This window comes from Streptococcus sp. E24BD (assembly GCF_041807825.1).
GTDB lineage: Bacteria > Bacillota > Bacilli > Lactobacillales > Streptococcaceae > Streptococcus > Streptococcus entericus.
Genome location: NZ_JBGTZB010000013.1, coordinates 1 through 13073 on the forward strand (window position 1 = coordinate 1; position 13073 = coordinate 13073).

Here is a 13073-nt window from a genome sequence, read left to right on the forward strand (position 1 = left end):
ATCTGACGAGATGGTTGTATGGTATCAGGGGTAGTTGTGTTGTCGCCTTGGTTAGTATCGGTGTTATCACCTGAGTCGTTATCGGCGTTATCGCCTTGGCTGCCACCATTATTCTGGTCATCGCCTGGAATTGGGTTGGTATCAGTTGAATCGCTTGGTGTGCCTGGATTTTGACCTGGACCGTCTGATTGATTGCCAGAATCTGAATCACCGTGGTCTGAGCTGGTGCTACCTTCTTGGTCTGCACCGGTGTGTTCGCCTGTGTTGGTCTCCGTGTTACCATCTTGGTCGCCGCCGGTGTTGCTGTCGGTATCTGTTGTATCACTTTCAGCACTTATCTGTGAACCAAATAATGCTAATTCACGTAAGGTTAGCATGGTTGGCGTTGCTGGTCCTCCAGCTGTTTGCTTGGCTTCTAGCAGCGTCAACACCACACGATCTGCTTTAACTCCTGCTTCTCCAAATCCGTGGCTGACCTCCGCCTGTTCATACGGTACAAGAAGTTCACCAGAGCTATAGACAGTCTCATCACCTCGGAAAGCTTCAACTTGGTACTTGGTCAACGTACCATTATTGTTAATACGCTTACTAATCAATAACCCGTGAAGGTCAAGTGGCTGACCATTTTTAACGGTGATTGTCACTGTCTGTGGTAACCGCCAAGCTTCTGGATAAGCGCCGTTAACATAGTTGGATGACATGTCCCACTTGAGCTCAGCAACAGTTGCCTTGTTGCCATCAAGTAGTTTATCTGGCTCAGCACCTGGTTGCCATGCTTCTGCTCGACCTGCTGTAATTGCAAGCAACTTGTTATCAATCTTACTTAGTTGATTGCGATTCGTGTCATCAAGTGTTGTCACAACATTGACACGATGCCCATTGATATTACTAATATCACCATTGACCACTTCTAAAATTAGCTTCCCTTTATCCGTTGGCTGAATGCGGTAGGCCAAGGTATTGCCGCTTCGCTGGTCAATGAAGGTTGCACGGTTGCCGTTTGAAAGCAATAATTCTGGACGATTGGTTGGTAGAACAGAATAGTCAAAGCTAATCAAAGCAGTCGTATCGTCCTCAAAAACAACAGATGTCACGTTGTTATCTGGCAATTTTGGTTCAGGGCTGGTCAAGAATGTCCAGTTGAACTTGCGATAATACTGGGTATAATCGTTCTGACCGCCTTCACTATGTTCGTAGAGCAAGCCAAACTCATCGTTTCCCAAGTATTGCAGAGAGTTATAGGCAAAGCTACCATCTTGAATCAAACGATGGTTAATCCAGTTCAACTGACCATTTTCTGTGACTTCCGCCAGACGCACATGACCGTTGGTACGACCTGGACCGTTGGCATTGGCAAGCACCACATATTCCTTACCATCACGCTCTACACGAACAGCAGATAGCTGAACATAAACGTCCGGAACATCAATCAAGGTTTCAAGGTCATTTTGCCACGTTGCTCCGCCATCCAAACTAGTCGCCATATGCACCTTACCTTTAAGATTGCGCATGAACATTTTGAGGTGACCATTATTTAGTTGCAATACCGTTGCTTCTGTCATTTGTTCGATACGATTATCCATATCTCGCAAATTCAGAACCGTGCCATCAGCAAGTCTACGATTATCATTGACAGACTCTCCAGAATGCCAAGTTTCGCCGTGGTCATCTGAGTAGAAGACCATTGATGACTGCGAATTGTTAATGGCAGAATTACCAATAAAGTTGGTGGCATAAGCTGGGATAACCAGACGTCCCTTGTGCTCTCCTGTGTGCAAGACGACACCTGTGCCTGGACCGATGCCCATAAAGTTCATGTACTCTTTATTTTTCTTGAGACTGGCTGTTAAGTCTTTTGGTCGTGACCAAGTTACCCCATCATCATCACTGTAAGATATCCAGATATGCATACTTGGAGCAACCTTAAACGGTGAGCTTGAGTTGGTCTGATAATAAACATTACCGATTAGAGTATTTCCTTGATAAATATCCCCTAAGTTAGCATAGTGTTGGCTATTGTCATTAACATTAACACGGTAGTCTGTAGCCTCTCCAGCTGGTGTATAAACCACACCGTTTTCACGAATGGTATAAGCAGCTGTCTCTCCGGCCTTATAGAGGTTCAGATAAGACTGTTCTCCAACTGTTGTGTATGATGCTGGACGATGATTGGATAACCCAAAAGCACCTTGCATTTCTGGGAACATATCATAGAGGGCAAAGATACGTTTTGTCGTTGGATCTTGTACCAAGCCTGGGTCAATGGTCATTGGGTTAAAATGAGGATTGGCTGGATTTGGATTATTTTTCAAGTCAACAATCTTAATGGTATCTCCCCAAGTGGCACCATTGTCTGTGCTTCGTTTGATGCTCGTTGCAATATCTCCCCAGTCACCTGATGTCGTATGGCGCTGGTCAGTAGCAGCAATCAGTGTGCCATCAAGCGTCTTCAGCAAGGCTGGAATACGGAAGGCGTGCACCCCATCTCTGTTCTTCTGGCCATTTCGCCCACTCTCAAAGACGGCAGCCTTAGCTGTCGCTACCTCGCCTGGATTGGCTGGTAAGTCGTAAGGTACACGGATAAAGGCTTCTGAACGTTCAACAACCTCTTCAGCTGTCAGAGCCTTATTATAGAGGGTGAAGTTCCTGATATCCATGCCAGCAACTCCCCAAACTGGACCGTTCACGCGCTGGGCAGCACCTAGCTGAGCGTGAGTTAAGTTTGTGATTGCCTTGAACACATCTGGCTCAATGTCTTTAGACTGTGATAGCACGCCATTGACATAAAGTTTTACTGTGTTTTGACCATTTTCTGGATTTTTTCCATAGGTCATCGCTACTGCATGCCACTCCCCATTTTTCACACGTTCAGTTCCTGCATTTAGGTCAATGGTAACGCTTGGGCGAATTTCTGCACCGATTTGACCGTTTTTAGCGTACAAAACAGTGTAATGGTTTTGATTGTTGCCACTGGTGGCGTTAAAAATACTATAGAATGCTGGAGCATTTTGTGGTACACGATATTCCACATAAATGGTTCCTTCTTCTGCTGTTTTCAGATAGTCCTTAACATCATCCTCTAAGACAATCTTATTTCCTGTAGCACTTGCTGTCTGCTGGTTGCTCAGCTGTTTGATAATTGGATTAGCTGGTTTTGGTGCTTCTGGACTTACCCCATTGTCTGGCTGTTCATCCGTAGCATCAGGAGAAGCAGTTTCTCCCGGTTGAGTTAGGACTTTGTTTAGGGTCAGTTCTGCAGCACTAGCAAAGCCACCTGTTCCTTCTAAAATTTTCAACTGAATATGGTTGGTCGTCAGCGGTGTGAAATTAGCTACTTTTTCAGCGGCATCATTTGCCCACTGACCTTCAGCAATCTTGGTCAACTGCCCTTCTACCTTAGCGTAGACTTCATAGCGACGAATATGCCCATTTGTCCCAGACTGGCGTGGGAGGTAGGTCAAACTTTGCATTGCAGTTGGCTGTTTCAGAGCAATATCAACAGTGTAATGTGGCTGTTTATTTGTCCAATGGCTATGCCAAATGGTGCTTGAATTTCCATCAAAGGCTTTATCAATCTGTCCACCATGCTCGGTATCCTGACTATTAGTGGTCAGATCTGCTATTTCCGAAGGGCTAACAACCAATGGACTCACATAAGGCTCGTGGGTCAAGTCAAGGCGATGAAGCGTTCCCTTGAAGCCAGCGATATAGTTTAGCGGGAGGACAAAGGTTGTGTGGGCTAGATTTGGGTGAGCCGCCTGTGGTAGACGGGCAATCTTAACATCATCGACATAAACATCTGTTTTGAGTTCCTTGGTGACAAAGGTCACTTTGTAGCGGCGCCCTGCTTCCAAGGTCTTGTCAAATTGGATATGGAGGTGCTCGTTAATATAGGCCAGCTTACCGTCTTGGTCTGAGAGGAAGATGGCATTTCGACCATCAGTTAAAATGCCTTGAGGACCTTCACCAGTTGGGGTCACCTCCAAGGTCAACACAACATCAGGTCCAACTTGACCTAATCCCGTTTCCAGATAAGAATGGTTGTTTGCAAAGACCAGCCCATCTGCACCTGCTGTAACACCTTCGCCTTGAAGGTCAGCTAAACTCTCTTTTGTTATTGTCGCATGGTCAATGGCAGAGCGGAACTCTGGATTGGTTCCAGGGACATAGACACGGTCTTGAGGCAGGGTTTGTCGGTTGGCAAATGCTGTCGCTAAACGTGGGGAACCCCATGTTTTCTCAGCAGTAACACCCATGGTCACAAAGAAGCGTTTGAAGACATCATAAGAAGTAATACCTGTCTCATGCAGGTCAATGTTGTCGTTCCAAACCGCATGACCGCCACCGATAATTTGAGGGTGAGAGGCAGGATAGGCAGGACCGCCACCTGTGCGGAAGTCATTCGGTGTCCAGCGGTCATACTGTGTCGTATAACCAGCATAGTCACCGTAACCACCGACAGAACCACTACCGCTCGGTACACTATAGGTTGGATTGTCGGTGATGTTGATCACCTTAGCTCCCATAGACAGAGCAAGATTTGGATGGTGCCAGCCCACGTTCCAGACTTGAAGCTCCGTTCCACGACCATCAATGGCTTGGTCACCTGACATAAAGGATAGTGACCCCCAGAAACGTGGTGTTTTGCCTTTTTCCTTGACATATTGAAGCATGTCTGCCAAGTAGCGACGGTAGTGATCCCCCTCACCATAATATTCATCCGTTCCGATATGAACAGTTGTAACATCCTTGAGCGGTGCATCCTCATCGAAGTAGAGTTTTTGGTAGACCGATTTGACAAAAGCGAGTGTTTCGTCATATTTTTCTCCCAAGTCTAACATCGCAACGCGCTCAACATTATGTTTGCCACGATGGAGAGATGCCCCCTTATACATGAGGTCTGGACGGACTTTGACAAAGGACAAGGCGTGACCTGGCGTGTCAATCTCTGGTACAAGGTTAATGCCTAAATCACCAGCCAGACGGACCAAGGCTCTGAGTTCATCTTTCGTATAATGGTCTTTTGACGTTAGGCGAACTCCATTTTCACCAACCACATCAATCTCAGCGCGGAAACCTGTGCTAGCGTTATTGAGTACGTAGTCCAGCTCTTGCTCTGGAGTCAGATGTTTATCCTTGATATGCTCTTTGAGGAAAATGTAGTTATCGTTGAGGTGCAACTGCAGGTCATTCATCTTGTAGTAGGCCATATTTTTCATCATCTCAACGACGGTGTTAAATGGCACAAACTTACGACCTGTATCTAGCAAGAAACCACGGTGACTGAAGCTTGGGAAATCACGAATCTCACCATTTTGCAAGTTACTTTCACCCAGCTGCAAGAGCGTGCGAGTGGCATAAAAAGCTCCTGTATGATGGTCTGCTTCAATGGTGATGACACCGTTATTAATTGTGATGCCATAGCCCTCTTGACCATAGCCTTTGTCGCTAACTTTTTTGAACTCGATCCGCTGAGCAGCTGTGCTATCGCCCGTTGACAAGGTTAAGCCACGGCTTAGCAGGTCCTCGCGGTAGAGCTCAGCAGCTCTACCAAAGTTGCTATCATCAGCAACAATCACAGTATCAGCTGTAATCGTGCTGGTCCCCTCTACCCCGTGCCACTGCTGGACAACGGGAACAACTGCTGGTTTTGTGCCAACGCCCTCATCAGCGTAGCGACCAGTCACTGCTACCTCAAATTCCTTAGTCGCAACAGCAGTTCCCAAGGTTTGTTTGAGCATAACCTTAACGGTTTGATTAGTCAAGGGCTGGTAAACACGACCAGTTAAATCAATCACCCCTTGCTTGTCGCTACCAATTAACTCTACTCCTGTCAGCTCTGGCAAGACTAACTGAGTCTTTGTATCGTTGAACGCTAGGGCATCAATTTGCTCCAAGCGAGTTGGCAAGGCACTGTCTGATGGATTTGAGAAGGCTCTCACCTCACGCACCCCAACGTTGTTCCAATTGATGGTGCCTGGAACTGACTCTAAAATATCTAATTTTAAGTAACGAGCAACCACTGGTGCAGCAAGATTAACAACCTCTTCTGCTGCTGGTGTCCCGCTTGAACGTTCATAGGCCACAAGCCACTCCCTTGTTTCGGGATTAGCATTAGTAGCATCACTTGTGGCATAAGACAGGCGCCATCGTCTAACATTCGGATCAGGAGCATTCTTACCAGCATTGTCCCGCTTGTCCCAATCGATTTCTACTCGCTCAATGTGCGTATCGTTAGGCAAGGTCAGGGTTAAGCTCGGTTGTGAAGGGTTACGATCAGTCGCCCAACGAGTTGTCGCATCGCCATCTACTGCCTTTTCAGCTGTAAAGCTCGTACCTGTTTCAACATCTGATGCTGTCACTTCTGCAGCTTTCAGATGATTGGTATTTGGCGTCGCCAATGGCTGAGCTGTTGCTGTCGGTATCACTGTCTCTGGTGATTCCGATGTTCCCGCCGAACTCGTTACGCCACCTGTTTCTCCACTTGCAGGTGGTTGCGGTGCAGGACCTTCAGCTAAAACAGTCTCATGCCCAGCTGCTGCTCCCAAGGCCAAGGCCGAATACAGGACAACAATCCACTTGCCCTTAGATTTTCTGAGTTTTTTCTTCTGAATCATCAAAAGCCTCCTGTTTGTTATATCATCATTTATATTGTATTCGCTTTCTTATTACAAGTCAAGTGTTTATCAGTAAAAATAAGTAAAAATAAGTAAAAATAAGTAAAAATAAGTAAATTAAATACAAAAAAACTGAAGAAAATCCATCTTGCATTCTCTTCAGTCTTAACACTACTATTTTGATAACTTTTAAAACAGGTTTAATCAGATATTTTAAATATTCTTGCCGTCTCTGCACGTTTACTGTTCACCGTGATTATAGATCCCCAATCCGATGCCACTCCTTAGCCATTCTCAAGAAAGACTTTGTTGCCTGAGAATGGCGTCGCACCCATTCTTTACCGATTTTCCTATGGCTTTATTCGGTGAAGCATCCGTGGGAATGGAATGGCTTCACGGATGTGCTTGGTTCCTGCGACAAAGGTGACCATCCGCTCGATACCAATCCCGAAACCACCATGTGGCACTGAGCCGTACTTGCGAAGGTCAAGGTAGAACTCGTACTCTGACTTGTCCATGCCAAGAGCATCCATCTTAGCAACCAGTGCCTCGTAGTCGTCCTCACGCATGGAACCTCCGATGATTTCCCCATAGCCTTCTGGCGCCAAAAGGTCGGCACAGAGCACGCGCTCAGGATTTCCTGGAACTGGCTTCATGTAGAAGGCCTTGAAGCTGGCTGGGTAGTTGACGATAAAGGTCGGTACCCCAAAGTAGTTTGAAATCCAGGTTTCATGTGGTGAACCAAAGTCATCTCCATGCTCCATGTGCTCATAATCAGCGTCTTCGTCATTTTCGTGAGCTTGTAAAAGCGTCACCGCATCGTCATAAGACACCCGCTTGAAGGGCTGGTCGATGTAGGATTTCAGCAAGTCCACATCCCGCTCAAGAGTTTCAAGAGCCTGCGGTGCACGATCGATCACCCCTTGAATCAGAGCTTTGACATAGGCTTCTTGCAAGTCCAGAGATTCATCGTGCGTCAGGAAAGAATACTCTGCATCCATCATCCAGAACTCGGTCAAGTGACGACGGGTTTTGGATTTTTCTGCACGGAATACCGGACCAAAGTCAAACACACGCCCCAGTGCCATGGCACCAGCTTCTAAGTAGAGCTGACCAGATTGGCTCAAGTAAGCTGGCTGACCAAAATAGTCCGTTTCAAAAAGCTCTGTTGAGTCTTCCGCCGCATTCCCTGACAAAATCGGGCTGTCAAACTTGATAAAGCCATTTTGATCAAAGAAGTCATAAGTCGCATAGATGATAGCATTGCGGATTTGCTGAATGGCCACCTGCTTGCGCGAACGCAGCCAGAGGTGGCGATTGTCCATGAGGAAGTCCGTGCCGTGTTCTTTCGGTGTAATCGGGTAATCTTGGCTATCACCGATCAGCTCGATGTCCGTAATGTCCAGCTCGTAGCCGAATTTAGACCTCTCGTCCTCTTTGACAATACCCGTCACGTAAACAGAACTTTCTTGGCTCAAGCGTTTGATAAGGTCAAACTTCGCTGTTCCTTCCTCTTCACCGAATGTCTCAATGAAGTTTGGCTTGAAGGCAACTCCTTGGAAAAAGGCAGTCCCGTCACGCAGTTGCAAAAAGGCAATCTTGCCCTTACCTGACTTATTGGCCACCCAGCTACCGATGGTCACTTCCTGACCAACATGGTCTTTAACTTGGTTAATGGTTACTAATGTTCTAGTCATAATCTTCTCTTTTCTACAAAAATGATTTTTCTTTTTTGATACTTCCTGATGTCGTATGGACGGCAGAGCTAACACGCCAATCCCTATGGGGACTTGGCTAAGCTCTGCACTAGTTCTCACCTAGAAATAGATTCGATTTCTAGGTGAGAACGTCGCAGCACCCACTCATTTAGTCATAGGTGTGGCTCGTTACATTTCTTCCATATATTCTCTCAATCGTCTAACCGCCTCTTTTAGGGTCTCCATATCCGTGGCATAGCTGAGGCGAAGATGACTAGGAGCTCCAAATCCTGCTCCTGTCACCAGAGCGACACCTGTTTGCTCCAAGATATCATTGGTAAAGACGGTCACATCATCAAAGCCTTTCAGTCTCATGGCCTCTGACACCTCTGGAAAGAGGTAGAAGGCTCCTTCTGGCTTGACCACTTCAAAACCTTTCACCTCATTCAAGAGCGGATAAATAGTGTTTAGTCGTTCCTCAAAAGTCGCTCGCATGGCTTCAATTGGCTCTTGGTCACCCGTCAGCGCTTCGATGGTAGCATACTGGGAGACAGTGGTCAGATTAGAGGTCGTCTGGCTGATGATTTTACTCATGGCAGCAATGACGTCTGTCTGCCCTGTCGCCCAGCCCACGCGCCAACCCGTCATGGCATAGGTCTTGGACACCCCATTGACCACGATAGTCTGCTGACGAATGGCTTCTGATAGGCTGGAAATAGGGGTAAAGATCGCTCCATTGTAGACCAAGCGACCATAGATGTCATCAGCCAAAATCAGAATATCATGTTCGACTGCCCAATTTCCAATAGCGGTCAATTCATCAGCTGTGTAAATCATCCCTGTCGGATTAGAGGGCGAGTTCAATAGCAAGACCTTGGTCTGTTGCGTTCTCGCCTGCTCTAGCTGGTCAACTGTGACTTTGAAGTGCTGCTCTTGTCTTGCTTCAACAAAAACAGGTTTGCCTCCTGCCATCTCTACCTGATCAGCATAAGATACCCAGTAAGGGGTCGGAATCAACACCTCATCACCAGCATTGATAACCGCCATGAAAAAGGCATAGAGGATAAATTTGGCACCCGTCGCCACCACGACATCATTCTGGTCAACAGAGTAGCCGTAATAGGTCTCATAGTAACGACTGATGGCCTCCTTTAGAGCTGGCAGACCGCTCGCTACGGTGTAAAAACTAGCAGAGCCATTCTCAATCGCAGCCATCGCCTCTTGCTGAATATGCCGAGGGGTCACAAAGTCAGGCTCTCCCAAGGTCAATTCTAAAATATCTCGCCCTTGAGCTTTTAGACTCTTAGCACGCACCGCTGCCTGCAAGGTCACACTTTCCTGCATGGACAGGACACGGTCAGATAACTTGGTCATACGCTTCCTTTCTCTAGCCCCAGACGGTGATTAAGTCACCTGTCTCAGCATCAAAAATATAGTATTTTTCCTGACTTTTAATCTCCCAGACAAGTCGGTTGTTATGGCGACCAGCTACTACTCGTTGAGGCACTAGCCCCTCCTCTTCAGCTCGCTTTAGGAGTTCCTCATGACTCAATAGGTTGTCAAGACTGATCAGTTCAGGCTGTTCTTGATGACCTGACAAGAGAAGTAAAATGTCCTGTTCATTGTCATCCTTCCCTCTTATGCTGTAATAAGTGTCTGCGCCATTAAACACTGCAACGTCACTCACATCAGTCAATTTAGCATAATCCCTTGCCAAGTGTTGCAACTGATGTTGTGCGGTCAGGCGTGGTGAAATCGCCAGATAAAAAAATACTAAACCAGTCAGCAGCATCAGTACTAGACTTAACCCTAGCCAAGTGATGACTGTTTTAAACCAATTCCAACGTTCACTCATTAGCCCTCTCCTTGTTTATTTAGCCTTATCTGGCTTATCCTTATTATTATAGCAAAAATCTTGAATTTGGGGTAGGATTTTCTCAATTTTTTCAAGGGTCGTCTCTGCCTGCTGCTCTAGGATGTTCAACAGATCTTTACCGTAGGGCTTGGTGACCAAGCGATTATCTAAGATTAAAACTGCAGATCGTTGGTATTCTCGGCGAGTTCCTCTTCCGAGTGCTTGTTTTAAGCGTAGACCCGCTAGAGGTAAGGCATAGTCATAAAAAGGCTGTTTCCCCTGTTCCTTAAGCTGGGTATTGATTTTCTTGACGAATGGGTCTTTAGGGTTATCGAACGGTAACTTCGGAATGAGAATAATCAGATTATCCTGATCAGCAAAATCTGATCCCTCCCAAAATGTCCCTAGACCTAGTAACACTTGATGTTCGCCTTTGTCAAATCGACGTTTAACGGCACTGGCATTGCCATGCAAATCTTGAGCAAGGTGGGGAAAGTCGATGGCGGTTAAGCGGTCTGAAACGGTTCGCAACATCTGTTTTGAGGTTAATAGGACGAGAATAGGGTAGTTCAGTTCTGATAACTGCCGTAAACGCGCAATCAGGGCATCGAGATAGTGCTCATCACTATCCTGTTTCAGTGTCGGCATACTGGTGTCGACCCAAATGTGCTGATTAGCTGCTCTGCCATTGTCCAACAAATGAACAGAGGAGTTAGGCAAACCTAAGAGATCGGGCAAGGACACGCGCTTGCTAATCGCAATAGTCGCTGAAATGAAATAAGCCTTGGCAGCTTGTAGAAGCTGAGGACTAATGTTCAAAAAATCAAGGTGCGCACCGACTAAAAAGGTCTGACGTTTTCCAGTTTGATAACTCGTTTCAAGCCAAAAATCAGCATAACCTGCCACAACTTCTCTTAAGTCGCGCAAATGTATCTGGTCATATTCGGCCAAATCCTGGCGCAAACTTTCTATCACTTGTTGCCCTACGTCACTGCCTTTGTGCTGATAATAGGTCGTCACCATCCGATTTAGCTGTCGTTGCAGACTTTCCAAAAGACGCCGGTGAAGCAAGTCCTGTTCTTGTCCCAGTAGTTGGTGAATGGTTACTAAGACCTTTGTGACATCTACACGCCGCCTTGAGCTGCTTTCCATAGCGAGGAAAAATCGCTGCGCCTCATCCACCACCAGCAACCTGTCTTTTAGGAGGTCTGGCTGAGCTTGCAAATTAGACAGCAAGAAGGCGTGGTTGGTGACAATAACTTGACTGTTTTGAACACTCTGCTGGCAACGTCGCCAAAAATCAGCCTCAGCAAAAACAGAATAATCATTGAGGCGCCCTGAATGACCAAACTGGTCAATATAGGCATCCAGGCCAAATTTTTGACCAATCTCATCTAAATCTCCAGTTGTCGTTTCAAGTAACCAAACCAGAAGTTTCATCTTGAACAGATTAACCAAACGGTTACTATCTTCTTGTTGTAAACTATCTGAAAAAGTTTGTAAATCAAGGTAATGTTTGGAACTTTTTATGCTGGTCAAACGTATCTGAAAAACATGCGACAATCGTTGCCCTTCCTTGGTCATCAACTGCTCTTGTAACAATTTTGTAGGCACTGCTACAACGATTTGTCTCCCTTTAGCAGCTGCTAGCAAGGGCAAGAGATAACCGTAGGTTTTCCCCAGCCCCGCCTCACCCTGTATAAAGACAGGAGCTGTCTTTGCTAATTCTGAAGACACCACTGCCGCAAAGTCAGATTGCTTTGACCGATCCTCTAGCCCCAAACGCTTAAGATTAGCCTTAAATTCCTCTTCCAACGGCAAAGGCTGAGGCAACACGATCGGTTGTCTGATTAGCAAGTTGTCGACAGCCCACAGATGAGGCTGTGTTCTAGACGAAGCCTGTGCCAAGGCTACCTCAATCACCTGACCCGTTTCATACAAGAGATGATGAGCAAGCCCTGACAAACTCGTCAGGGTTTGCCTTGGCAATCGATGTAACACCTCTATAATGTTCAAAAATAGCTGAGCAGTCGCCAGAGCATCAGAAATCGCCGTATGGGCGGCATCTAAAGACAAACCTAACTCTTGACTGAGACTTTCAAGGCTATATTTTGCAAGCGTCGGAAAACAAACCTGTGCCAAATCAACCGTATCAACACGGGGCGCTCGTAATTCAAATCCCTCTAAAAATAAATGCTCAGCCAATAAATTGGCATCAAAATGAACATTGTGGGCGACAAAAACCCGATCTTCAAGTAAGTGATAAATGGTCTTAGCTACCTGAGAAAAATTAGGAGCAACTGCCAGCTGCTCATCTGTAATTCCTGTCAATGCTACAATAGACTTATCAAGAGACTGATGAGGATTGACATCCGTCTCGTAGGTTGTCACGATTTTCCCTTCTTCAATAATGACAATACCTACCTGAATAATCCTCGCAGTAGAACCCGTTCCCGTCGCCTCCAAATCAACGACCGCATAACTTGGTACAATTTTATCGTTCATGACTTAATTATAGCATAAAATAGCTAGAGTATTTACCTTCTTTCAATTCAAATAGGCACAATCACTCCTGAAGGCAGCAGCAAAAGCTTGTGATAATCGATTATTTTAAAAACAAGAAGACGCCTAGGATAAATCTCCTAGACGTTCCACTAACATTGACTTATTTTTCTAGTAATAAGCCATGTATCACATAAATAAAAAATATGGCTTAGAAGAGTCCATATTTGTTCCATCATGATACTATTATACCAAATTCACGCTCCTATTGTTAGCAAAAACCATAAGAGAGCACTTTACAGTTTTTTCTTGAAACGGCTAGCTTTTCTAGACAAAAAGACCAACTCATTTAAAGCCGGTCCAAAAGAAAGTTATTAGATTTACTAACCCTTATCCCAATAT

General features: G+C 45.9%; 5 protein-coding genes. All 5 read right to left on the reverse strand.

Annotation, left to right across the window (positions count from 1 at the left end):
• On the reverse strand, positions 1–6617 hold a 6617-nt coding region (locus tag ACERC5_RS04480; protein WP_373660250.1), incomplete at its 3' end, for a family 20 glycosylhydrolase.
• Between the two features lie 350 nt (positions 6618–6967).
• Entirely contained in the window at positions 6968–8314 is a 1347-nt protein-coding gene (asnS, locus tag ACERC5_RS04485) for an asparagine--tRNA ligase (protein ID WP_373660251.1), read from the reverse strand.
• A 189-nt stretch (positions 8315–8503) separates the two neighbouring features.
• Positions 8504–9688, reverse strand: coding sequence for a pyridoxal phosphate-dependent aminotransferase (locus ACERC5_RS04490; protein ID WP_373660252.1), 1185 nt, complete (start codon positions 9686–9688; stop codon positions 8504–8506).
• Between the two features lie 13 nt (positions 9689–9701).
• Positions 9702–10169 carry a DUF5590 domain-containing protein gene (locus ACERC5_RS04495; RefSeq protein WP_373660253.1) on the reverse strand — a complete coding sequence of 156 codons (468 nt, stop codon included), beginning with the start codon at positions 10167–10169 and terminating at the stop codon, positions 9702–9704.
• A 15-nt stretch (positions 10170–10184) separates the two neighbouring features.
• Positions 10185–12674 carry a bifunctional DnaQ family exonuclease/ATP-dependent helicase gene (locus ACERC5_RS04500; protein WP_373660254.1) on the reverse strand — a complete coding sequence of 830 codons (2490 nt, stop codon included), beginning with the start codon at positions 12672–12674 and terminating at the stop codon, positions 10185–10187.
• Positions 12675–13073 lie beyond the last annotated feature (399 nt).